The sequence below is a fragment of the Bosea vaviloviae genome (genome assembly GCF_001741865.1).
Classification (GTDB): Bacteria; Pseudomonadota; Alphaproteobacteria; order Rhizobiales; family Beijerinckiaceae; genus Allobosea; species Allobosea vaviloviae.
The window spans coordinates 2155280-2178373 of the sequence record NZ_CP017147.1 but is presented as its reverse complement, the minus strand read 5'-3'; the positions used below and the strand labels follow the sequence as shown (position 1 = coordinate 2178373).

Genomic DNA, 23094 nt, shown 5'->3' with positions numbered 1-23094 from the left:
AAAGACGGCTTTTAAATCAGCGGACGGACTTGACGGCGAAGCGGGCGGCGTGGCTGCCGATCTCGGAAAAATCGCTGAGGCCGGCGGGCTCCAGCGCCTTGCGGATCGCGCTCTGGTCGACCTCGCCGGAGGCGGCGACCAGGAGCGAGAGATGCGAGCCGTCGGCGGCCGAGGCCGAGACCTCGGCCAGATGCTGGGCGAGGCCCGAGCGCAAAACCTCGGACCAGCGCTCGACACGCGCCGCATAGAGCACGATCTCGCGCACCGCGGCATCGGCCAGGGGCTTGGCGACGCAGTAGACCGGCGTGCCGGCCGGATGGTCCGGCCGCTCGATGAAGGGCAGGCGCGCGATGATCTTGGGGGCGTCGCTGCCGATCAGATCGCGCCACCAGATGCCGGCGCTGGCGCCCTGGTCCATGCGGAAGATGCCGAGATCGCCGGCCGAGTCGGCCACCGCCTTGATGACGGCACGCGCATCTTCATGCGTGACGAAAGGCACGGTGAAGCCGAAATGGAAGCGGGCGGAATCGCGCATCGCCGCGTCGCCGCCCGAGACATCGGCATGGACGGAATAATTCGCCTGCACATAGGTGAAGGTCGCGATGATGATGCGCCAGATGCCCTCGATCGTGTCGAGCGGCAGCAGGCCCTTATGGCGCAACGCCAGGCGCTTCATCATGTCGGCCTCGCGGCCGGGGCGGAAGGCCGAGCCCGAGACTTGCGTGTTCTTGATCGCGATCAGCGTCTCGATGATCGAGGAGCGCTCCATCAACAGCGCATGCATCTCGCTGTCGATGCGATCGATCTCGGCGCGCAGATCGGCAAGGGTAGTCGGAGCGGCTTCGGTCATGACGGCTGCGCGATCGGAGGGACAACCCTCATCCCGAGGAGCCGCGAAGCGGCGTCTCGAAGGATCGTTCCAGCAGGCACTGGAGCATCCTTCGAGACGCAGCTGAAGGCTGCTCCTCAGGATGAGGGCTTTAGGTTCTGCTTAGGCTCTTAGCGCCGTCGCGGGGCCTTGGCAAAGCCGTCGCGCGCATCCACGCATTGACAGAAAGCTTGCGCGCATTGACAGAACGCTTGCATCGCGGCATCGCTAGAGTTCGATCTTTCGAACAAGTTGACCGGCAAGACAAATCATCCTGTCAAAGCGGACGATGATGAGCGATCTCTCTCCCAGCCTCGCAGACCCGTTGAAGGAGGCCAATGAGCCTTCGAGCCTGGTTGCGCGCTTCGGCCCGGACACGCCGTTGCTGATGGATTGCGGCGTCTCGCTCGATCATTGGCAGATCGCCTACCAGACCTATGGTTCGCTGAACGCAGCCCGGTCCAACGCCATCCTGGTCTGCCACGCGCTGACCGGCGACCAGCATCTCGCCAGCCGCAACCCGATCACCGGCAAGGGCGGCTGGTGGACGGCGATGATCGGGCCGGGCAAGCCGATCGACACCGAGCGCTTCTTCGTGATCTGCTCCAATGTGATCGGCGGCTGCACCGGCACGACCGGCCCGGCCTCGACCAACGCCGCGACCGGCAAGCCCTGGGGCCTGCAATTCCCCGTCGTCACGATTCGCGACATGGTGCGCGCCCAGCGGCATCTGATCGACTCGCTCGGCATCGAGAGCCTTTTCTGCGCCGCCGGCGGCTCGATGGGCGGCATGCAGGTGCTGCAATGGGCGGCGAGCTATCCCGAACGTGTGTTCTCAGCGCTGCCCCTGGCGACCGGCGCCAAGCATTCGGCCCAGAACATCGCCTTCCACGAGGTCGGCCGGCAGGCGGTGATGGCCGATCCCGACTGGCGCGGCGGGCGCTATCTCGAAGAAGGCACACGCCCCGCCAAGGGCCTGTCCGTCGCCCGCATGGGCGCGCATATCACCTATCTCTCGGAGCCCGCGCTGCACCGCAAGTTCGGCCGCAAGCTGCAGGACCGCGAGGCGCCGACCTTCTCCTTCGATGCGGATTTTCAGGTCGAAAGTTACCTCCGCTACCAGGGCGTCAGCTTCGTCGAGCGCTTCGACGCCAATTCCTATCTCTACATGACCCGCGCCATGGATTATTTCGACCTCGCCGACGACCATGGCGGCGTGCTGGCAAAAGCCTTCGCGGGCACGAAGACCCGCTTCTGCGTCGCCTCCTTCACCTCCGACTGGCTGTTCCCGACAGCGGATTCACGCGCCATCGTGCATGCGCTCAACGCCGCGGGCGCGTCGGTCTCCTTCGTCGAGCTCGAGAGCGACAAGGGCCATGACGCCTTCCTGCTCGAGGAGCCGAACCTCTTCGCCACGACGCGCGGCTTCATCGGCGCAGCGGCGCGGGCAAGGGGAATTTGAGATGCCGGTGATCAGCCGCATCCGTCATGCTCGCCCTTGTGGCGAGCATCCACGTCTTGGTCATAGCGCTCGACAGCGGAAGACGTGGATGGTCGGGACAGGCCCGACCATGACGGGGAGGCAACCCGCCTTCACGATGAGAGCCGCGCCATGGCCCTGACCGATCTCCACACCAACCGCATCGACCTGAAGCTCGTCGCCGAGATGGTGACGCCGGGCTCGCGCGTGCTCGATGTCGGCTGCGGCGATGGCGAATTGCTGGCGCTGCTGGCCGATAGCCGCCATGTCGATGCGCGCGGCATCGAGCTCTCCCGCGAGGGCGTCGCCGGCTGCGTCGCGCGCGGGCTCTCCGTGATCCAGGGCGACGCCGACACCGACCTCGCCGATTACCCCGATGACAGCTTCGACTATGTGATCCTGTCGCAGACCATCCAGGCGACGCGCAATCCGCGCCTCGTGCTGGAGCAGATGCTGCGGATCGGCCGGCGCGCCATCGTCTCCTTCCCGAATTTCGGGCATTGGCGGATGCGCACGCAGGTCTTCTTCATGGGCCGCATGCCGGTGACGGATTCCCTGCCCTATGCCTGGTGGGACACGCCCAACATCCATTTCTGCACGATCCGCGATTTCGTGACGCTCTGCGACACGATCGGCGCGGAAAAGGAGCGCGCCGTCGCCCTCGACGCCGCCGGCGGCAAGGTCGGCGTCAGCGCGCCCTGGTGGCTCTGGAACCTGTTCGGCGCACAGGCGGTGTTTTTGCTGAAACGGGGATAGCCCTTCTCCCCTCGGAGCACCGCAGCGCTCACTTTCCTTCTCCCGGATGGGAGAAGCAAGGTGGCGCGGAGCGCCGGATGAGAGTGTGCCCTTTCAATAGAAGGCGCTGCGGCTCAGTCTCGCCCCGATAATCAGCAGCACACCCTCATCCCTGCCCTTCTCCCATCCGGGAGAAGGGTTCCCCGCGCCTTTCGCCACAGCCGCGACGCCTCTTCCCTCTCCCCGAGGATGACGCGGCTTTCGCCGCGTCAGTTCAACGCCACGCCGGCCGGCCGCTTCTCCTTCACGGCAGCGACGTCGCCCAGCATCAGGCTGGTCGGGCCGACCGTGACCGGCACGGTCTCGCCATCATGGATCTTCCCGGCCAGCAACAGCTCGGCCAGCGGATCCTGCACCGACTTCTGGATCACGCGCTTCAGCGGGCGCGCGCCATAGGCCGGGTCGTAGCCCTTCTCGGCCAGCCATTCGCGGGCCTGCTCGGACAGCTCCAGCGTGATCTTGCGATCGGTCAGGAGCTTGGCGAGGCGGGTCATCTGGATATCGACGATCGCGCCCATATCCGCCCGCTGCAAGCGGTGGAACAGGATGATGTCGTCGATGCGGTTCAGGAATTCCGGCCGGAAGGCCTGCCTGACCACGCTCATGACCTCGTCGCGGACCGCGTCTGAATCCTCGCCCTCGGGCTGGTTCACCAGATATTCCGAACCAAGGTTCGAGGTCATGATGATCAGCACGTTGCGGAAATCGACCGTGCGGCCCTGGCCGTCGGTCAGGCGCCCGTCATCGAGCACCTGCAGCAGCACATTGAAGACATCGGGGTGGGCCTTCTCGACCTCGTCGAACAGCACGACCTGATAAGGCCGGCGCCGCACCGCTTCCGTCAGCGCCCCGCCCTCCTCATAGCCGACATAGCCGGGAGGCGCGCCGATCAAGCGGGCGACCGAGTGCTTCTCCATGTATTCGGACATGTCGATACGCACCATCGCGGTGTCGTCGTCGAACAGGAACGCCGCCAGCGCCTTGGTCAGCTCGGTCTTGCCGACGCCTGTGGGGCCCAGAAACATGAAGGAGCCGATCGGCCGGTTGGGGTCCTGCAAGCCGGCGCGAGCACGCCGAACCGCCGTCGAGACGGCTTCGACCGCCTCGCGCTGGCCGACGACGCGCGCCGCCAGGACCTCCTCCATTCGCAGCAGCTTTTCCTTCTCGCCCTGAAGCATGCGATCGACCGGCACGCCGGTCCAGCGGCTGACGATCTGGGCGACATGGTCGGCCGTGACCGCCTCCTCGACCATGCCCGAGGTGTCGCCAATGGCCTCGATCTCGCCCAACAGCTTCTCGAGCTGCGGAATCTCGCCATAGGCAAGCTCGCCGGCGCGCTGATACTCGCCCTTGCGCTGCGCCTGCGCGAGTTCGTTGCGGGCATTGTCGAGCTTCGTCTTGATCTCGGCAGCCTGGCCGAGCTTGTCCTTCTCGGCCTTCCACTTCGCAGTGATCGTGGCCGAGCGGGTTTCGAGATCGGCAAGCTCGGATTCAAGCCGCTTCAATCGCTCCTTCGAGCCGGCGTCGCTCTCTTTCTTCAGCGCCTCCTGCTCGATCCTGAGACGCACGATCTCGCGGTCGATCGAGTCGAGCTCCTCGGGCTTGGAATCGACCTGCATGCGCAGCCGCGCCGAGGCCTCGTCCATCAGGTCGATCGCCTTGTCGGGCAGGAAACGGTCGGTGATGTAGCGGTTCGAGAGCGTCGTCGCCGCGACCAGCGCCGAATCCGTGATGCGGACGCGGTGGTGCTGCTCGTATTTCTCCTTCAGGCCGCGCAGGATCGAGACTGTGTCCTCGACTGAGGGCTCATCGACGAAAACCGGCTGGAAACGCCGCGCCAAGGCCGCGTCCTTCTCGACATATTTGCGATACTCGTCGAGCGTGGTCGCGCCGATGCAATGCAGATCACCGCGCGCCAAGGCGGGCTTGAGCAGGTTGGAAGCGTCCATCGCCCCATCCGCCTTGCCGGCGCCGACAAGCGTGTGCATCTCGTCGATGAAGAGGATGACGCCGCCATCGGCAGCCGAGACCTCGTTCAGCACTGCCTTCAGCCGCTCCTCGAACTCTCCGCGATATTTTGCACCCGCGATCAGCGAGCCCATGTCGAGCGAGAGCAGTTCCTTGTCCTTCAGGCTTTCGGGCACATCGCCATTGACGATGCGCAGCGCCAGCCCTTCGGCAATGGCGGTCTTGCCGACGCCGGGCTCGCCGATCAGCACGGGGTTGTTCTTGGTCCGGCGCGACAGCACCTGGATGGTGCGGCGGATCTCCTCGTCGCGGCCGATGACCGGGTCGAGCTTGCCCTCGCGCGCCGCGGCGGTGAGGTCGCGGGCGTATTTCTTCAGCGCGTCATAGCTCTGCTCGGCCGAAGCGGAATCGGCGGTGCGGCCCTTGCGGATCGCCTCGATCGCGGCGTTGAGCCCCTGCGGATTGACGCCAGCCTTGGCGAGCGCCTTGCCGGCCTCGGAATCCTTCTCGATGGCGAGCGCCAGCAACAGCCGCTCGACCGTGACGAAGCTATCCCCTGCCTTCTCCGCCGCCTTCTCCGCCGTGTCGAAGACGCGGGCCAGGCCCGGCGTCAGATGCGGGCCCGAGGCACCGCCGCCCGAGACCTTCGGCAACTTGGCGAGCGCCGTGTCGGTGAGCTGCAAGGCGAGCTTCGCGTCGCCGCCGGCGCGCCCGATGAGGCCCGCCGCCATGCCCTCATTGTCGTCGAGCAGCGCCTTGAGCAGATGCTCCGGCGTGAATTGCTGGTGGCCCTCGCGCTGCGCAATGGTCTGCGCCGCCTGCAGGAACCCTTTGGACCTGTCGGTGTATTTCTCGATATTCATTCGGTTCTCCGCCCGCCGGTGCGCCCCGTAGCGACGCTGTCCGGCTGCCTTTCCATAGGATAGGGCTCCCTCAGGGACGCCCTTCCCGACAGAGATAGGTGTGGCATCCGCGCAACGTAAGAGGGGATGGGACGCAAAGCATTGACGGCGATCAAATCGCAAGGGCAGCTTTCACTCATGGCGGGCACAAAACGGCAGCAGGCGATTCGCAAGGCGCTGCGGGCGCTCGCGCCCGGCATCCCACTATCGGACGCCGAGGCTGTCCTGACGCTTGCCGAGCGCCGCCACATGAAGGACCTGCCGCCTGCGACTGCGCTCTGGCTCGCACTCGGCAGCCATGTCCGCCATGTCCACACCGATTACGAGCAGTTGCTCACTGATGGCTATGAGCGCGAGGCGGCGCGCTTCTTCGTCGCCGACGAGACCGACGCGGTGCTTGCGGGCTGGGGCTGCCAGCGCTCCGTGAGCGAGACCGGAGACGCGGAGGAGGAGGCGGTCAGGACGCATCTGCAGCGGCGATGATCGAACCGATGCAAGGATTTCATCGATCGCACGACCTGAATGCCGCTATCCTACCCATCCTGGCCATCCTGCGGACATAGCCCTCCATGCGCATCGCCTCGCTTTATCGCTATCCGGTCAAGGGGCTGTCGCCCGAACGCCTGCCCCGCGCCACCCTGACCAGGGGCCAGTATTTTCCAGGCGACCGCCTTTTCGCGATCGAGAACGGCCCCTCCGGCTTCGACCCGGCGGAGCCGGTCCATCAGACGAAGATCAAGTATCTGATGCTGATGCGCAACGAAGCGCTGGCGCGACTGCGCACGCGCTATGACGACGCCAGCGGCGATCTCGTCATCGACCATGAGGGCGAGCAAGCACTGCGCGCCAGCACGGTCACCGCTGAGGGACACGAACGGATCACGGCCTTCTTCGAAGCCTTCATGCCAGACGAATTGCGCGGCACGCCGCGCTGGCTCGGCGCGCCGGAGGGCTATCGCTTCACCGATTCGCCCAAGGGCTTCGTCTCGATCATCAACCTCGCCAGCGTCGCCGAACTGGCAAGCCGCGTCGGCTCGCCGCTCGATCCCCTGCGCTTCCGCGGCAATGTCATGGTCGAGGGGCTGGCGCCTTGGGCCGAGTTCGACCTCGTCGGGCAGGAACTCGCGACGACCTCGGGCGCGCGGCTGCGCGTGACCAAGCGGATCGTCCGCTGCGCCGCGACCAATGTCGATCCGCAGACGGGCTTGCGCGACCAGCAGATCCCCAAGGCCCTGATGGACGCTTATGGCCATGCCGATTGCGGCGTCTATTGCGAGGTCCTCGAAGGCGGCACGCTGACGGAGGGCGAGGCGCTGAACCTCGCGCCCGCCCCCGCGCAAACGGCGCTCGGCATCGCCTGAGCCAACGAAAAAAGGGGCCCTCGCGGGCCCCTCATTCTTACAGCGCAGTGAGGACGAACCTCACTCCGTGATGTTGTCTGCGTCCGATCCGAGCGCATCCATGACCTCGCGCGGCGAGCGGCGACGGCCGCGCGGGCGCTTGGCGGCGGCCTCGACGGCCGGAGCCTCTTCCGTATCCGCAGGCGCGGGCGCGACAGTGACAGGCTCCTCGACAACCGCGACCGGAACCCTGACCGGCGTGGTCAGGAAGGACGGCAGCGCGCCCGAAACATCGTCAGCCGGCTCGGCTTCGACCTCGCGACGAGGGCGGCGCTCGGGGCGCGGTGCACGCTCGGGGCGATCCGTGCGCTCGGGACGATCCGCGCGTTCGAAGCGACGCTCGCTTTGCACCGGAGCCGCGATCACCTCGGGCTGCTCGGACGACACGACCGGGATATCGGAGCGCGGCGCATCGGGACGGGGCGCATAGCCACCCTGGTTGTTCTGGCCACCCTCGGGACGGTCGAACCTGCGCTCGCCACGATCATTGCGATCGTTCCGGTCGAAGCGGCGATTGCCGTTCCGATCGTTGTTCTGGCGGTCTTGGTTCGGACGGTCTTGGTTCGGACGGTCGTTGTTTGGACGGTCTTGGTTCGGACGGTCTTGCTGATTGCGCGGCTGCCGATCGAAGCGCTGGCCGTTGTTCTGCTGGCCGTCGCCCGAATCACCGTCCTGACGCGGCGCGCCATTGGTGGAGTAGCCGTTGCCATTGCCGTTCATGCCGCCATTGCGGAAATCGGGCTGCTGACCGCCGGGCTGGAAGGACTGACCATCGTCATCCCCCTCCTCCTCGCCTTCCTCGGAATCATCGACGAAGCCGCGATTGGGCGGGAAGCTGTGGCCGAACTGCTGCGACATTTGCTCCTGGGCCGCCAGCAGGATGCGGTAATAATGCTCCGCGTGCTGGAAGTAGTTCTCGGCCGCTACCGGATCGCCGGAGGATTGCGCGTCGCGCGCCAGCTGCAAGTACTTCTCGGCAACATGCTGCGCAGTGCCGCGAACCTTGACGTCCGGTCCGTTCGACTCATAGCCGCGCTGCAACGGATTGGGAGTTTTCCGATTGCCGTTGTTGTTGCTGTTATTATTGTTGTTGTTACGGCCGCGCATACGCCGGTTCTGACCTGGTCTCATTCGCGTCTGTCTCGCGCTCTGTGTTCAAAGCAACCGTTGGATCGTCATGCGCGCTCCGGTGCACAGCGGGTTGCGACGCTGCACCGGGTGGAGTTGACCTGAAGGGGCGATACGCCGTTCCTGGTCTTCACGCGCTCTTTCCAAAAGGGCCTCTCCGCCCCATGAGCCGATTGGCGTCTCGACGCCTTCGGATGTCTAATCTGGTCTGTCAGTCACGTCGATCGTCGGACGCTTCCGGAAGCTAGGCCTTGCCACTGAGGGGGCTGGCCAAGGCTCGGTTCTGACAACACCAGCTTCGGCTGCGACCTACATAGCGGTTTTCCCGTCCGCCTCCAAGCAAATTCGCACGAATGCCTGTGCATATCATTCAAGCGTGAAGATCAGGGCGCGCGTATGCCCACCAAGATCGCGCCGCGAGCCGCGATGGACCAGCCCCATGGCTGCCATGATCGCGACCACATCCGCCTCCTGACCCGCGCCGATCTCGAGCACGACCGCACCGCCCGGAGCGATCTGCCGGGGCAGGCCGGCGGCGAGCGCCCGGTAGGCGACGAGCCCGTCCTCCCCGCCATCGAGCGCGCGCAACGGGTCATGTTCCCGGACAGCGGCATCCAGCCCGGCGATGTCTCCGGCCGGGATATAGGGCGGGTTCGAGACGATGAGGTCGAAGCGTTCGCTCAAACCGGCCATCCAGTCCCCCTGGCGGAAGCGCGCGCGCGCGCCGACGCCATTGCGCTCGGCATTGCCCGCAGCCGTCTCGCACGCCTCCTCCGAGAGATCGACGCCGACGCCGCGCGCCGCTTTGCATTCGCTCAGCAAGGCGACCAGCAGGCAGCCCGTACCGGTGCCGAGATCGAGAATCGAGATGGCCTGATCGCGGCGCTCTGCGAGCACGCCAAGCGCCGCCTCGACGATCGTCTCGCTGTCGGGACGCGGCTCCAATGTTGCCGGCGAGAGGCGAAAGGGCAGGCTCCAGAACTCCCGCTCGCCGAGAATTCTCCAGACCGGCTCGCCCGCCAGCCGCCGCGTCGCGAAGCTATCGAGCCTGCCGAGCATGGCGGCGTCGAGGGGCTGGAGCGGATCGAGATCCGCGTTCTCGCCCATCGCCGCCTCGACCAGGATGCGCGCATCCATCGCCGCCGTCTCGACGCCGGCCTCGCGAAGGCGCGCGGCGAGATTTCGCCGCGCGTCGAACATGCCGGGTGCCTTATCACTGAGGCCAGAAGCGTCCCGGTTCAGATGCCTTCCATGCGCTTGCGCATGCAGATCGCCATCTTCTGGCGGATGGCGGAGCGGCTCTCGCGCGTGCCGCGCATCTCCATCTGGCAGAGTCGGCGCGCCTGGCTCTGCGTCATGGATTTCTGCAGGGGCGCCGACGGACCCGCCGTGATGCGGCGAAACGTGCGCTCCTGGGCCTGCGCCGCGCTTGCGATCGTCAACGTCATCATGCCTGCCAGGGCTATGCTCGAAACGAGTTTGATCATGGTTGCCTCCCGCCGATTGTTGATTGGGCACCAGATCAACGCCCAAAGGCTGCGGAGGTTTCATCGCCATGCTCAGGCGCCGTTTTCGGTGGCGAGCAGCCTCGCCTGCTGCTCGGCCGTCAGCGCATCGATGATCTCGTCGAGCACGAGCCCCTGCATCATCTCGTCGAGCTTGTAGAGCGTCAGGTTGATGCGGTGATCGGTGACGCGCCCTTGCGGGAAATTATAGGTGCGGATGCGCTCGGAGCGGTCGCCGGACCCGATCTGGGAGCGCCGGTCGGCGGCACGATCGGCATCGGCGCGGCTGCGCTCGATGTCGTATAGCTTTGCCCGCAGCAATTCATAGGCGCGGGCCTTGTTCTTGTGCTGGGAGCGCTCGTCCTGGACCACGACCGCGATACCGCTGGGAAGATGGGTCAGGCGGACAGCCGATTCCGTCTTGTTGACGTGCTGGCCGCCGGCGCCGCCGGCCCGCATCGTGTCGATGCGGATTTCGTCGTCTTTCAAGACGATGTCGACATCGCCCGCGAGCGGCAGCATCGCCACCGTCGCAGCCGAAGTGTGGATGCGCCCGCTCGTCTCGGTATCGGGCACGCGCTGGACGCGGTGCACGCCGGATTCGTATTTCAACTTCGCATAGACGCCCTTGCCCGCGATCTCGGCGATGACCTCCTTGAAGCCCCCGACCGTGCCCTCGCTTTCGGACATGATGTCGACGCTCCAGCCTTTCTGGGCGGCATAGCGCTGATACATGCGCAGGAGATCGCCGGCGAAGAGCGAGGCCTCGTCGCCGCCCGTGCCGGCCCGGATTTCGAGGATGACGCCGCGCTCGTCGGCGGCGTCCTTGGGTAAAAGCGCGATCAGGATCTCGCGGGCGCGGGTCTCGATCTCGCTGCGCGCGGCGTCGCGCTCCTCATAAGCCAGATCGCGGAACTCGGAATCGGTGGCGGGATCCTCGATCAGCGCCTGCGCCTCGTCCAGCGTCGTGAGCGCCTGCCGCCAGGCGGCAATGGCTGTCACCACCGGATCGAGCTCGGAGAGCTCCTTGGCGAGTTCGACGGTCCGCACCGCATCGGTCGCGCTGTTGATCTCGGCCATGGCGGCGGCATGGCGCGCCACGATGGCATCGAGACGATCTTGCGGAAGCTGAAGGGACATAACGGAACTCGGACAGATGACATCGTGAGGGTTCGGGCGGCGAAGCGCGCGTCGCTAGAGCAGGAGCGTCGCTAGAGCCGGATGATTTCAGATGGGCTCACAAAGTGATCCCATCTGAAATCTGAATCCGTCTCTCATCAAAAAGTGAGAGCAGGATCAATGCGAAAAACCGGTGCCCACTTTTTCGCATCCTGCTCTAGACCGGAACCTTGAATTCGGCGGCGAGCGCCGCCAGTTGCGGCCGCAGGCTGGCGACGCCATCCGGCGAGGCCAGCATCCAGTCGAGCCGCTCGCGCAGCCTCTCCACGTCGAGCGCGCGCAGCATTGCCTTGACCGGGCCGATCGAGGCCGCCGACATCGAGAAGGCGCGGTAGCCGAGGCCGATCAGCGCCATCGTCTCCAGGGGCTTGCCGCCCATCTCGCCGCAGACCGTGACCGGACATTTCGCCTCGGAGGCGGCCTCGACGATGCTGCGCAGCGCCCGCAAGGCGCTCACGCTCAGCGGATCGAAACGGTCGGCGACGCGCTTGTTCTCGCGGTCGGCCGCGAACAGGAACTGCATCAGGTCATTGGTGCCGATCGAGAGGAAATCGGCTTCACGCGCGATCTCCGCCAGCTCGAAGAGCAGCGAAGGCACCTCGACCATGACGCCGAGCTGAAGGCTGAGCGGCGGCGCGTGACCGTGCTTGGCCAGCATCGCCTGCTCGCGCCCAACGATCATGCGCGCGCGCTGGAACTCGTCGACGGTCGCGATCATCGGCAGCATGATCTTCATGTCGCGGCCGGCGCCGGCGCGCAGCAGCGCGCGCAGCTGCGCGCGCAGAAGCCGCGGCTTGTCCAGGCCGATGCGGATGGCGCGCCAGCCCAGGGCCGGGTTCTCCTCCTCGACGCGCTCCATATAGGGCAGCACCTTATCGCCACCGATATCGAGCGTGCGGAAGGTCACGGGCTTGCCTTGCGCCTGGTCCAGCACGGCATTGTAGAGGGCCTGCTGCTCGCTGGTCGTCGGCATGTGCTCGGCGACCATGAATTGCAGTTCAGTGCGGAACAGGCCGATACCCGAGGCCGCCGTCGCCTCGATATTGGGCATGTCGACGAGGAGCCCGGCATTGATCTGGAGCAGGATCGGGACGCCGTCCTTGGTGACCGCGGGCATGCTCTTGAGCTTGCGGTACTGCTCCTGCTTGCGGGCGCGCAGGCGCGCCTTGTCCTTATAGGCGTTCTCGACGTCGGGCTGCGGCCGGATCTGGACCTCGCCGGCCTGGCCATCGACGATGACGGCGTCGCCCGCCTGGACGAGCGCGGTCGCATTGACGATCTCGCCGACGGCCGGGATGCCGAGCGCGCGCGCCACGATGGCGATATGGCTGGTCGGGCCGCCCTCCTCCAGCACCAGGCCACGCAGATTGGCGCGGTCATAGTCGAGCAGCGCCGCAGGGCCCATCGAGCGCGCGATCAGGATGGCGTTCTCGGGCAGCTCCTCGCGCGCGACGCCGTTGGCCTTGCCCATCAGCGTGCGCAGCAGGCGGTTGGCGAGATCGTCGAGATCGTGCAGGCGCTCGCGCAGATAAGGGTCGGTCTGGCGCAGCATCTTCGCGCGCGTGTCGGACTGGACGCGCTCGACGGCGGCCTCCGCCGTCAGGCCGGTCATCACGACCTCGCGCATGCGCCTGAGCCAGCCCTGGTCATGGGCGAACATGCGGAAGGTCTCGAGCACCTCCCTGTGCTCGCCGGTATGGGCGACGTCACCGCGTTCGAGCAGTTCATCGATCGAGGTTCGCATCTCGGCGATGGCGGCCTCGAGCCGCTTGACCTCGCTCGCCGGATTCTCGGCGATCAGGTTGGTGATGGCGACACGCGGCTCGTGCAGCACGGCATGGCCAAGACCGACGCCATCGGCAAGCGAGACGCCGATGCCATGGATCGGGCGGTCGAGGCCGATCGAGGCGCCGGGCGGCGCGAGCGATTTCAAGCCGCCGGCCGCGATCATCTCCGCCATGATCATGGCGGTGGTCTGCAGCGATTCGATCTCCTCCTCGCTGTAGAGCCGCGTCGCGCGGTTCTGGATGACGAGGACGCCCATGACCGCGCCGCCGCGCAGGATCGGCACGCCGAGGAAGGAGCGGTAGATCTCCTCACCCGTCTCGGGGCGGTAGGAGAAGGCCGGGTGGTTTTGCGCGTCCGACAGCGCCAGCGGCTCGGCCTCGCGCGCGATCAAGCCGACGAGGCCCTCGCCGGCGCGCATCAAGGTGAGATGGACCGCCTCGCGGTTGAGGCCCTCGGTGGCGTAGAGTTCGAGTGAGCCGTCCTCACGCAGGACGTAGACCGAGCAGACCTCGGCGACGAGATTGCCAGCGATCAGGACGACAAGCCGGTCCAGCCGCTCCTGCGGGCTGATTGACGCTGCCATCACCTCGCGGAGGCGGCGCAGCAGAACGCCTGGTCCTCCGAGAGCGCCTCGCATCAATCCCAGCCCTCCGCCCGCCTCCTCAGCCATTGCGGCCGATGTCCATCGCAGACCTGACACCTGTCGTGGCCGAGTCGCAAGCGAACCTCGGTTCCAGCCGCTTCTAGCGAGGCAAGGGCCTGTTCGGCAAGGGCCGTGCGCCGCGGCAAGGGCTTATCTTCGGCAAATCGTCAGTTCCGCGGCAAGAGCAGGATGCGAAAAAGTGGGAACCGGTTTTTCGCATTAATCCTGCTCTCACTCTTGGATGAGAGACGGATTCAAATTTCAGATGCGATCACAAGGTGATCCCATCTGAAATCATCCGGCTCTCGCAGGATGCGAAAAAGTGGGAACCGGTTTTTCGCATTAATCCTGCTCTCACTCTTGGATGAGAGACGGATTCAGATTTCAGACGGGATCACTCTGTGATCCCGTCTGAAATCATCCGGCTCTAGGCCGGTCCGAGCGCGGCGCCGTTGCGCGCCGGCGTGGCGGCGACAGCGGGTTTCGCCGAGGCCCGGCCTTTCGGCTTCTCTGCCGGCAGGGCCGCCTCCCCCTCGCCCCGGCCCTCCATCTCGGGCTGGGGCGACGGCTTCACGACCCGCAGTCTGGGCGCGGCTTTTTTCGACGCGCTGCGCTTCGGTCCCGATTTTGGCGCGCTGTCCTGGGCGGGCGCCTCGATGCCGGAGAGCGCATCGAGATAGCACTGCGTCCACCAGCCGATATCGGTCGCGTCGATGATCTCGTAGAGGCGCTCGAACCGGCGGATGCGCTCGGATTTGGGCATGGCGAGCGCGGTGCGGATCGCCTCGGCGACCTCATGGGTGTCGTAAGGGTTGACGATCAGCGCCTCGCCCATCTGCTGCGCCGCGCCGGCGAAGCGCGACAGCACGAGCACACCGGGATCGGCCGGATCCTGCGCTGCGATATACTCCTTGGCGACGAGGTTCATGCCGTCGCGCATCGGCGTCACCAGCCCGACCTGGGCACGCCGGTAGAACCCTGCCAGCGCATTGCGCGAATAGGCTTTCTTGACCACGCGGATCGGCGTCCAGTCGAACTCGCCGAGCGCAGCGTTGAGGCGGCCCGCGGTTTCGTCCGACTGACGGTCGAGCTCGGCATATTCGGGCACGTCGGTACGCGAGGGCGGCGCGATCTGCAGCATGCCGACCCGGCCACGATGCTCGGGATGGCTGCGCAGGAATTGTCCGAACGCCTCCAGACGCTGGACGATGCCCTTGGAATAGTCGAGCCGATCGACGCCGATGACGAGCTTGCGGGCACCGAGCGATTCCCTGGTAGCCTTGATCGGACGCGTCGCGGCCCGCTCGGAGGCGGCGGCAAGCTTGCGGAAGGCCTCGACATCGATGCCGATCGGGAAGGCCTGCACGGTGGTTTCGCGGCGGCCCATCCTGACCTTGCCGCCCTCCATCCTCGCGCCGCAGAGCGAGACGAGGCCGCTGATCAGATTGCGGACATCGACCTGCGTCTGCACGCCGACGAGATCATAGGCGCCCATCGTGCTGATCAGCGTGGCGCTGAAGGGCAGCGCGCCGAAAACCTCCGCCGGAGGCCAGGGAATGTGATGGAAATAGCCGATCCGGTTGGTCACGCCGCGCCGGCGCAGCTCGGCGGCCAGCGGGATCAGGTGATAATCGTGGATCCAGATCAGATCATCGGGCTTCAACAGCGGGATCAGCGCCTTGGCGAAGCGGCGGTTGACCGCGAGATAGCCGGCATAATCCGTGCGCGAGAACTCCGTCAGGCCGAGCCGGTAATGCATGTTGGGCCAGAGCGCCCGGTTCGAGAAGCCGAGATAATAGGTCTGGCGCTCGCTCTCGGTGAGATCCGTGACCGCGTAGGTCACCTTGCCGCGCTGGACCGTGCGGACAGCCTGGCCGGCGGCGGCGTCATTGACATCGCCACTCCAGCCGAACCAGAGCCCGCCCCGTTTCTCCAGCGCCTCGCGCAGCGCCACCGCCAATCCCCCTGCCGCCGCTTTTTCGTGACGATCTGGAATGGTGACGCGATTCGAGACGATGACGAGACGCATGGCGCGACAGCTCTCCTTTTGAATTGCCACTGGTCGCCAGAATTTCGACACCAGTGGCAGGAACAGAACGCGGTTGAGCACGTAATGTTTCCAAGGCCTCCGTCTCCGCCGATGGCGAAGCGGTGGCAACGTCACGTCGAGAACGTGACGGCAACGGGAAGCTGGACAATAAATGTGGCGAGTTCGCGAACAGAATCACGATCCGGGAGGCATGCCGGCGCTTCGGCACAAGGAACGCACAAGCTGAAGGGCCGTGTTTTCGCCCGACTCATGCCTCAGATAGACAAATATCTGGCTCAGATAGACAAAGATGATGACACTGATCGAAACTGAATTGCCCCACGATATCCGCGACATCGCTCCCACGGAGTCCGAGATCGCTCTGTTTCTCGACTTCGACGGCACGCTCGTCGAGATCGCGCCCATGCCCGACGCCGTGCATCTCGACCGACAGGTGGCCCCCGCACTGGAATCCTTGCGCGCCTCGCTTGGCGGAGCGCTGGCGCTCGTCTCCGGCCGGCCCGTCAGCTTTCTCGACGAGGTTCTGGCGCCCTATCGATTCGACGCGGCCGGGCTGCATGGCGCGCAAATTCGGGTCGATGGCGAAATCCTTTCGCAGTCCGCGGTGCCCGAGGCGATGCGCGAGGCGACACGCGATCTGGTGCGCTTCGCCAACAGCCATGTCGGCATCATCGTCGAGGACAAGCGCATCTCGATTGCTCTGCATTGGCGGCTGGCGCCCACGCTGAAGGACGAGGCGCTGGAGCTGATGCGCAATGTTGCCGCCCGCATGGGACCGGCAATCCGGCTCCAGGAAGGCAAATCGGTGGCCGAGCTGGTTCCCGCCGGCGCCAGCAAGGGCGGCGCCATCGTTCAATTGATGCAGGCCGCGCCCTATGCCGGACGCAGGCCCGTCTTCATCGGCGACGACATCACGGACGAGGCCGGCTTCGAGGCGGTGAACGCATTGGGCGGGCTCTCGATCCGGATCGGCGACGGCGAGACCTGTGCCGCGCACCGCATTGCCTCGCCGACCGCCCTGCGCACTATCCTTCTCACCGCGGCCGAACACGGCCGTCTGACCGCTTCCAGCTTCTCATAAGGTTACCGATGACAGTTTCGACGACGATCGCGGGACGGAACTCCGTCTCGCTCGACCTCGGCGTGATCGGCAATTGCACGATCGCCGCGCTGATCGACAGGCGCGCCCGCATTGTCTGGGGCTGCTTCCCGCGCTTCGACCGCGACCCGGTGTTCTGCGCCCTGATCGACAACCAACCGGACGATGACGGAGCGATGCCGAAGAAAGGCGTCTTCGCGATCGAGCTGGTTGGGATGACGCGCTGCGAGCAAAATTATCTCGACAACACCGCGATCCTGTCCTCCGTCTTGTCGGACGATCAGGGCAACGCCATCGAGATCCTCGATTTCGCGCCGCGTTTCGTGCGCTATGAGCGCTTCTTCCGGCCGCCGCAGCTGGTGCGGCGCGTCAGGCGCATCTCGGGCCGGCCGCGCATCCGCATCGTGCTCAAGCCGAGCCTGGGCCTCGGCGAGGAGCCCGACGAGATCACGCGCGGCTCCAACCATGTCCGCTTCGTCGGTGCCGATCAGACCATCCGCCTGACCACCGACGCGCCGGTCTCCTATGTCGTCGACAGCATCCCCTTCGCGGTCGACCGACCCTTCTCCTTCTTCATCGGCTCGGACGAGGCGCTGCGCGCCGAGATCGAGACGACCTCGCGCGAATTCCTGGACAAGACGACCGATTACTGGCGCGACTGGGTGCGCTCGCTCTCGATCCCGTTCGACTGGCAAAAAGAGGTGATCCGCGCCGCGATCACGCTGAAGCTCTGCTCCTTCGAGGAGAGCGGCGCGATCGTCGCAGCGCTCACCACCTCGATCCCCGAGGCGCCTGGCACCCAGCGCAACTGGGACTATCGCTTCTGCTGGCTGCGCGACGCCTATTTCGTCGTCCATGCGCTCAACCGCCTGGGCACGACGCGGACGATGGAGGATTATCTCGGCTTCATCACCAATATCGTCGACACCTTCACCGAAAGCGGGGCCGAGCATCTGCCGCCGCTCTACCCGATCACGCGCGGCGGCACGCTGGACGAGTTCGAGGCGCCCAATCTCTCAGGCTATCGCGGCCACCAGCCGGTGCGCTTCGGCAATGGCGCGGCGACGCAGATCCAGAACGACGGCTACGGCGCGGTCGTGCTCGCGGCGACGCATTCCTTCTTCGACCAGCGCCTGATCCAGCCCGGCAAGGACACGCTCTTTGCCCAGCTCGAGCGCATGGGCGAACTCGCCATCGCTTATTTCGACAAGCCCGACGCCGGCCCCTGGGAGCTGCGCGAAAGGCAGGTGGTGCACTCCTTCTCCAGCGTGATGTGCTGGGCGGCGTGCGACCGCCTCGCCCGCATCGCCGGCACGCTCGGCCGGGCCGACCGCAAGGAGTATTGGCGATCCGAGGCCAAGCGCCTGAAGGGCATCATCGGCGAGCGCATCTGGAACGAGGAGAAGGGCCATTTCGTCTCGACCTTTGACGGGACGGAACTCGACGCGACGCTGCTGCTCTTCGCCGAGCTCGGCTTCGTCAAGGCCGACGATCCGCGCTATATCGCGACCGTCGAGGCGATCGGCCGTGATCTCACGCGCGGCGACCTGCTGCTGCGCTATGCGACGCAGGACGATTTCGGCTTCATGCACACCGGCTTCCTGATCTGCGCCTTCTGGTATGTCGACGCGCTCTACGCGATCGGCCGGGTCGACGAGGCCAAGGAGCTGTTCGACCGCATCCTGAAACGGCGCAACAGCTTTGGCCTGCTCTCGGAGGATGCCGACCTCGCCACCGGCGAGCTCTGGGGCAATTTCCCCCAGACCTATTCGATGGTCGGGCTGATCAACTCGGCGATGCGGCTCAGCCGGAACTGGGAAGAGGCGTTCTGAGAGCGCACTCTTCGGCATAGCGCGCCCGTCATGCTCGGGCTTGTCCCGAGCATCCACGTCTTGAACACAGCCCTCAATCAGCGAAGACGTGGCTGGTGGGACAAGCCCGACCATGACGGCAATAGCGCGGGCTCACTCCATCCTGGCCGCGGTCCGCATCACCGCCAGCGCCAGGACCTGCGCGGCGGGGACGATGCTCTCGACCTCCAGGAACTCATCGGGCGTATGGGCGAGGCCGCCGATCGGCCCGACGCTGCACAGGGTCGGGCAGCCCTGCGCCGCGGTGAAGCCGGAATCGGCGCAGCCGCCGGTGAACTCGGCGGCGACGCCGATGCCGAAACCCGCCGCCGCATCGCGATAGGTCTCGAACAGGACGGCCGATTCGGGCGAACGCTCCAGCGGCACGAACTCGCCCTTGATGGTCAGGGCTCCGGTCGCACCCGGCACCACCGGCGTCTCGACGATGGTCCGGATCGCGCCGACCAACTCGTCGCGCTGGGCGGCCGTGACATAGCGCAGGTCGATCTCGCACCAGGCATGGGGCGCGATGGTGTTGACGGTCTGGCCGCCGCCGATCAACCCGACATTGACGGTGACACCGCGCTCCAGATCGGTGAGGCCCTGGAGCCTGGGGATCTTGTGGCCGAGATCGACGATGGCCGAGATGCCCTTGTCGTAATTCGCGCCGGAATGGGCGGCCTTGCCGGTGAATTCGGCGCGCATGAAGACGCCGCCCTTACGGCCCGAGGTGATCGACTGCTTCTGGTCGCGGCTGAATTCGGTGCCGGCCGGCAGGCGGCTCGGCTCGGCGTTGAAGACGCAGCGCGCCTCGCGAGCCGCGGCCTCGATGATCGGCCGCGAGGATGGCGAGGCGATCTCCTCGTCGCTCGTCGTCAGCATCAGGAGCGGCGCGGAGAGCCCGCCGCATTCGGCAAAGGCGGCCGCCACGAAAGCCTCGATGACGAGGCCGGCCTTCATATCGGCGACGCCTGGCCCATAGGCCCGGCCGCCCTTGATGGTGAAGGGCCGGCGCGTCGGCTCGCCTTGCGGGAAGACGGTATCGCGATGGCCGAGCAGCAGCACCGGGCGCTGGTCATTGGCCGAGGGGTTGGGCAGGCGCGCCTTGACGGCGTCGCCGTAGCGGGCATCCGGCACGATCTCGACGGAAAGCCCGTTCGCCTCATGGAAGCGCGCCAGCACCTGCCCTGCCCGATCGACGCCGGCCTTGTCGTAGGAGCCTGAATCGGTGTCGACCATCTCGCGCAGCAGCGCGACCATCGCCTCCTTGCGGCTGGCGAGCCAGGCCGTGACCTTCGCTTCTTCAGGCGTCAAATCGCTCATCGCGTGCAGCTCTCATCGTTCCCAACGGGACCATGCTGCGAGCATAGCCTGAAGAACCGGCGCGGCGGTAGCGCATCCGCGATGCGTACCCCTTGCGAAAACAGAAGGCTCTGCTCCTTGTTTTATCGCATTTTCTTCACGCGAACCGGTGTCCACTTCGCTCGAAAATGCTCTGGGCCCCTATTTCGGCGCGGCCATCTTCCGGATCAGCGCGTCGCGGGCGGCACGCGCAGCGGTTTTCAGCGTTTCATCCTCTGGCTTGTAAGCCGGCAGCTCCAGCGCCTTGGCATAATAGCCCAAGGCAAGCTGATCCGAGGCGATACCGGCATAGAGGTCACCGAGGCGTTTGTTGGCAATCAGCGCGGCGTCGGGTTTGGCCACGGCCTCCTCGAAGGCGCCGATCGCACCAGGCGCGTCGCCGTTGCGCGCCTTCAACTCCGCCAATGCGAGCAGAATCCTGGAGTCGCCGCCATTGCTGGCCCGCGCCGCTTCGGCGTCGGCGAGCGCCTCCTTGAGATTGCCCTGCCCTGTCCTCGCCTCGATCCGCACCAGCAAGGCCTCAGTGTCGGATGGCGCCACGGCCAGCCGCGCCGCGGCATCCTCGACCGCCGGACCGAACTTGCCCAGAGCGAGCCGCGCTTTGGCACGCAGCAGCACGAGGTCGGGATCGGCGGCTTTTGCGGCAAGGGCCTCGGTTGCGAGGCGCTCGGCGGCGGCCGTATCACCGGTCGCCAGGTTGATGCGGGCCGCGAGAGCAAGCCAGCGCGGTTCGGCGGGCTCGATCCTGAGCGCCATGGCGATATCGGTCAGCGCCGCCGGGCTGCCCGCCATGAGGGCGAGACGCGCCCGCTCGGCATAGGGGCGGGCGCGATCAGGCGCCAGCCTGATCGCCTCAGCGAAATCGACGCGGGCAAAGTTGACCTGGCGCAGCTGCAGGCGCGCCAATCCGCGATGAAGCGCGAGGTCGGACATGAAGCCAGGCGTCAGCCCCTCATAGCTCGCCTGCGTGCGATCCTTGCTGACCCCCTCGAGCGCGCCGTCGATGTCGGAGATGGCGGCGAGCCCATTGCCGAGCCTTGCCTGCGCGATGCCGCGCACCGCCTGCGCACCGATATCGATTCGGCCCCTGGACAGCACGGCATTGGTCAGGTCGAGCGCCGCGGCATCGTCTCCGCGCGCCAGAAGCGCGCGGGCGCGCATCACGTCCTGCGATTGGGACTGCTCCGGGCTGCGCGCACTCCAGGCCTCGATCTCGGCCAAAGCCGCATCGACCTGTCCGGTCTCGATCAGTGGGAGAACGAGGTCGCGGCTACCGAATATACGCTTCTTGTCGTCCGGCATCAGCCGATCGGCTTCGCGCGCCGCGACCAGCGCCTCGGACGGCCGGCCCAGCATCAGCAGGGATGTCGCTCGGTAGGACTGAAGCCAGACGGCACTGTCTGGCTCGATCTGCAACAATTTCGACCAGTCGGCGAGGGCTTCTTCGTGGCGACCAAGCGAGGTCGCGACGAGGCCACGCACCGTCAAGGCCCGGCGCAGCTCCTGCGAATCCGGCGCGGCCCGGCGCACGACGCTATCGGCATCGACCCAGGCCCGCTCGAACGGAGCGATGTTGCCGTCATAGCCATAGGATGAGATGTGGCCGCTGGCGCGCGCCAGGGCCGCCTCGAGATAATCCGGCATAGTTGCCACGGCGAGATCGAGATCGGCGATCTGTTGGCCATAGGGCCGCGCCCGCGAACGCAGGATCAGCATGTCCGCCTTGGCCTGAGGCGTCGGCGCCGTCTCGACGAGGCGATCGCAGCTCTGCATCCGGAGCGGGTCGTCGCGCGTCTCGCAGCGTGCCTTCAACTCCGTTTCGTCGAGCTCGGCGACGATGATCGGAGGCGGTGCGTCGAGTTCGATGATCCAGGCCGCCGCAACGTTCCGCGAGGTCTTGTCATAGGCCATTTTCGCATCTGTGCGGGCGGCCGATTGCGCATAGAGCGCCCGCGCCCCGGCCTTGTCGCCGGCCGCCAGCAGGATCTCGGCCTTTACCTGATTGGCGTCGAACAGCTTGGGATCGAGCTCGATCGCCTTGTCGGCGTCGGCCCGGGCGGCGTCGAGGTCCTTCATGGCGAGCTTGACCGCCGCGCGCGTCGCATAGGCGCGGCCGTATTTCGGCGCGGCCAGGACCACCGTATCGGCATCGGCGAGTGCCTCGGCACTCTTGTTCTGCGCCAGTCGCGCCCGGGCCCGGATCTCGCTCAGGTCATAGACGGTTGGGAAACTCGCCAGGCCTTCCGAGGCTTCCTTTTCGGCGAGACCGTAGGCATTGAGATAGAAATGGCTGCGCGCCTTGGTGATGAAACCCTCATTGCCCTTGAAGCCCAGTGTGCGGGCCTGCTCGATCGCGGCGACCGCCTCGCGATACCGACCGGTCGAGTAGTGCAGCAGCCCCATCATGTAGTGGCTGCGCGGATGGTCCTTCTGCCAGAACAGGCCTTGGCGCAGATCCTCGCGTGCGCCCTCGAAATCATATGCCAGCAGCTTGAGATAGCCGCGATTGGCGTGGTTGTCGGCGTTGAACGGTTCCTTGTCGATCGCGACCGTGAAATCCGCCATGGCCCCAGTGCCGTTGCCGAGGCCGAAGCGGATCTGCCCACGGTCGCGGTAGAGCGCTGCGAAGTTCGGCGCGAGCTTGATCGTCTCGCTATAGTCCTTCTCGGCCTCGACCAGGCGTTTCAGCGCCCAATAGCTCTGCGCCCGGCTCAACAGCGCAGAAGCCTTGGTCTTGCGGTCGCCGCGGCCTTTCAGGACGGCAGTGCAGGCGGCGATGCCCGCATCGGTTTTATCGGCCTTGCAGACCGCGACAGCATCGACCTTCTGGGCCAGGCTCGGCGACAGCCAGAAGCCTGCGATGATAGGGATCAGACAGGCTCGAAACGCCATCCGCGACAGTGAGCAGGCCATTTTGCAACCTCCCGCACAAGCTCGCCTTACGTTGCGATAGGGTAACATACCCCCTGCGGCAGCGGTCAACCGGTCGGCGCGAGCACGGATCCAGGACGAAAACACCCGCCTGCGGGAACAGGCGGGTTCGTGATTTCGCGCTCCTCAGGATGAGGGCTGTATGC

Annotated in this window: 16 protein-coding genes; 6 read left to right on the top strand and 10 right to left on the bottom strand. The window is 66.1% G+C overall.

Features of this window, described 5'->3' with window-relative positions:
• Nucleotides 1-16: 16 nt before the first annotated feature.
• Complete coding sequence (locus tag BHK69_RS10210; RefSeq protein ID WP_069690003.1) at nt 17-850, bottom strand: chorismate mutase; 834 nt, start codon at nt 848-850, stop codon at nt 17-19.
• 310 nt (nt 851-1160) lie between these two features.
• Here BHK69_RS10210 and metX point away from each other — a divergent pair, with 310 nt between their 5' ends.
• Nucleotides 1161-2330 carry a homoserine O-acetyltransferase MetX gene (gene metX / locus BHK69_RS10205; protein WP_069693538.1) on the top strand — a complete coding sequence of 390 codons (1170 nt, stop codon included), beginning with the start codon at nt 1161-1163 and terminating at the stop codon, nt 2328-2330.
• A gap of 150 nt (nt 2331-2480) precedes the next feature.
• Nucleotides 2481-3104, top strand: a complete 624-nt coding sequence (metW, locus tag BHK69_RS10200; protein ID WP_148663366.1) for a methionine biosynthesis protein MetW — start codon at nt 2481-2483, stop codon at nt 3102-3104.
• Nucleotides 3105-3352: 248 nt separating this feature from the next.
• Here metW and clpB read toward each other — a convergent pair whose 3' ends face one another.
• Nucleotides 3353-5974, bottom strand: a complete 2622-nt coding sequence (gene clpB, locus BHK69_RS10195; RefSeq protein ID WP_069690002.1) for an ATP-dependent chaperone ClpB — start codon at nt 5972-5974, stop codon at nt 3353-3355.
• A gap of 177 nt (nt 5975-6151) precedes the next feature.
• On the opposite strand from clpB, the gene BHK69_RS10190 reads away from it, so the two are divergent.
• Both BHK69_RS10190 and BHK69_RS10185 read left to right on the top strand, forming a co-directional pair.
• Nucleotides 6152-6496, top strand: a complete 345-nt coding sequence (locus tag BHK69_RS10190; RefSeq protein WP_069693536.1) for a DUF2293 domain-containing protein — start codon at nt 6152-6154, stop codon at nt 6494-6496.
• An 86-nt stretch (nt 6497-6582) separates the two neighbouring features.
• Nucleotides 6583-7374: an MOSC domain-containing protein gene (locus tag BHK69_RS10185; RefSeq protein ID WP_069690001.1), complete on the top strand. Its 792-nt coding sequence runs from the start codon at nt 6583-6585 to the stop codon at nt 7372-7374.
• 60 nt (nt 7375-7434) lie between these two features.
• Here the strand turns inward: BHK69_RS10185 and BHK69_RS10180 are convergent, their stop codons facing one another.
• The 6 genes from BHK69_RS10180 to otsA form a co-directional block, all read right to left on the bottom strand.
• Nucleotides 7435-8520, bottom strand: a complete 1086-nt coding sequence (locus BHK69_RS10180; RefSeq protein ID WP_069690000.1) for a DUF4167 domain-containing protein — start codon at nt 8518-8520, stop codon at nt 7435-7437.
• Between the two features lie 387 nt (nt 8521-8907).
• Nucleotides 8908-9741 (bottom strand): peptide chain release factor N(5)-glutamine methyltransferase, encoded by an 834-nt coding sequence (prmC, locus tag BHK69_RS10175; RefSeq protein ID WP_069689999.1) that lies wholly within the window; start codon nt 9739-9741, stop codon nt 8908-8910.
• 38 nt (nt 9742-9779) lie between these two features.
• On the bottom strand, nt 9780-10028 hold the full coding sequence (locus BHK69_RS10170) for a hypothetical protein (protein WP_069689998.1): 249 nt from the start codon (nt 10026-10028) through the stop codon (nt 9780-9782).
• A gap of 72 nt (nt 10029-10100) precedes the next feature.
• Nucleotides 10101-11186, bottom strand: a complete 1086-nt coding sequence (gene prfA, locus BHK69_RS10165; protein WP_069689997.1) for a peptide chain release factor 1 — start codon at nt 11184-11186, stop codon at nt 10101-10103.
• Between the two features lie 196 nt (nt 11187-11382).
• Nucleotides 11383-13650 carry a phosphoenolpyruvate--protein phosphotransferase gene (gene ptsP / locus BHK69_RS10160; RefSeq protein WP_069693535.1) on the bottom strand — a complete coding sequence of 756 codons (2268 nt, stop codon included), beginning with the start codon at nt 13648-13650 and terminating at the stop codon, nt 11383-11385.
• Between the two features lie 433 nt (nt 13651-14083).
• On the bottom strand, nt 14084-15685 hold the full coding sequence (gene otsA / locus BHK69_RS10155; protein WP_069689996.1) for an alpha,alpha-trehalose-phosphate synthase (UDP-forming): 1602 nt from the start codon (nt 15683-15685) through the stop codon (nt 14084-14086).
• Nucleotides 15686-15998: 313 nt separating this feature from the next.
• On the opposite strand from otsA, the gene otsB reads away from it, so the two are divergent.
• Both otsB and BHK69_RS10145 read left to right on the top strand, forming a co-directional pair.
• Nucleotides 15999-16787, top strand: a complete 789-nt coding sequence (gene otsB, locus BHK69_RS10150; RefSeq protein WP_069693534.1) for a trehalose-phosphatase — start codon at nt 15999-16001, stop codon at nt 16785-16787.
• Nucleotides 16788-16795: 8 nt separating this feature from the next.
• Nucleotides 16796-18637, top strand: coding sequence for a glycoside hydrolase family 15 protein (locus BHK69_RS10145; RefSeq protein WP_069689995.1), 1842 nt, complete (start codon nt 16796-16798; stop codon nt 18635-18637).
• Between the two features lie 132 nt (nt 18638-18769).
• Here the strand turns inward: BHK69_RS10145 and BHK69_RS10140 are convergent, their stop codons facing one another.
• The gene (locus tag BHK69_RS10140) at nt 18770-19978 is read right to left on the bottom strand and encodes a M20 family metallopeptidase (RefSeq protein ID WP_069689994.1); all 1209 of its coding nucleotides are present in this window, start codon (nt 19976-19978) and stop codon (nt 18770-18772) included.
• A gap of 180 nt (nt 19979-20158) precedes the next feature.
• Nucleotides 20159-22930: a tetratricopeptide repeat protein gene (locus BHK69_RS10135; protein WP_158516185.1), complete on the bottom strand. Its 2772-nt coding sequence runs from the start codon at nt 22928-22930 to the stop codon at nt 20159-20161.
• Nucleotides 22931-23094 lie beyond the last annotated feature (164 nt).

Bases quoted from the DNA above. Each gene is read 5' to 3' on its own strand.
- BHK69_RS10210 (WP_069690003.1), bottom strand. From the start codon at position 850: ATGACCGAAGCCGCTCCGACTACCCTTGCCGATCTGCGCGCCGAGATC.
- metX (WP_069693538.1), top strand. From the start codon at position 1,161: ATGAGCGATCTCTCTCCCAGCCTCGCAGACCCGTTGAAGGAGGCCAAT.
- metW (WP_148663366.1), top strand. From the start codon at position 2,481: ATGGCCCTGACCGATCTCCACACCAACCGCATCGACCTGAAGCTCGTC.
- clpB (WP_069690002.1), bottom strand. From the start codon at position 5,974: ATGAATATCGAGAAATACACCGACAGGTCCAAAGGGTTCCTGCAGGCG.
- BHK69_RS10190 (WP_069693536.1), top strand. From the start codon at position 6,152: ATGGCGGGCACAAAACGGCAGCAGGCGATTCGCAAGGCGCTGCGGGCG.
- BHK69_RS10185 (WP_069690001.1), top strand. From the start codon at position 6,583: ATGCGCATCGCCTCGCTTTATCGCTATCCGGTCAAGGGGCTGTCGCCC.
- BHK69_RS10180 (WP_069690000.1), bottom strand. From the start codon at position 8,520: ATGCGCGGCCGTAACAACAACAATAATAACAGCAACAACAACGGCAAT.
- prmC (WP_069689999.1), bottom strand. From the start codon at position 9,741: ATGTTCGACGCGCGGCGAAATCTCGCCGCGCGCCTTCGCGAGGCCGGC.
- BHK69_RS10170 (WP_069689998.1), bottom strand. From the start codon at position 10,028: ATGATCAAACTCGTTTCGAGCATAGCCCTGGCAGGCATGATGACGTTG.
- prfA (WP_069689997.1), bottom strand. From the start codon at position 11,186: ATGTCCCTTCAGCTTCCGCAAGATCGTCTCGATGCCATCGTGGCGCGC.
- ptsP (WP_069693535.1), bottom strand. From the start codon at position 13,650: ATGCGAGGCGCTCTCGGAGGACCAGGCGTTCTGCTGCGCCGCCTCCGC.
- otsA (WP_069689996.1), bottom strand. From the start codon at position 15,685: ATGCGTCTCGTCATCGTCTCGAATCGCGTCACCATTCCAGATCGTCAC.
- otsB (WP_069693534.1), top strand. From the start codon at position 15,999: ATGACACTGATCGAAACTGAATTGCCCCACGATATCCGCGACATCGCT.
- BHK69_RS10145 (WP_069689995.1), top strand. From the start codon at position 16,796: ATGACAGTTTCGACGACGATCGCGGGACGGAACTCCGTCTCGCTCGAC.
- BHK69_RS10140 (WP_069689994.1), bottom strand. From the start codon at position 19,978: ATGAGCGATTTGACGCCTGAAGAAGCGAAGGTCACGGCCTGGCTCGCC.
- BHK69_RS10135 (WP_158516185.1), bottom strand. From the start codon at position 22,930: ATGGCCTGCTCACTGTCGCGGATGGCGTTTCGAGCCTGTCTGATCCCT.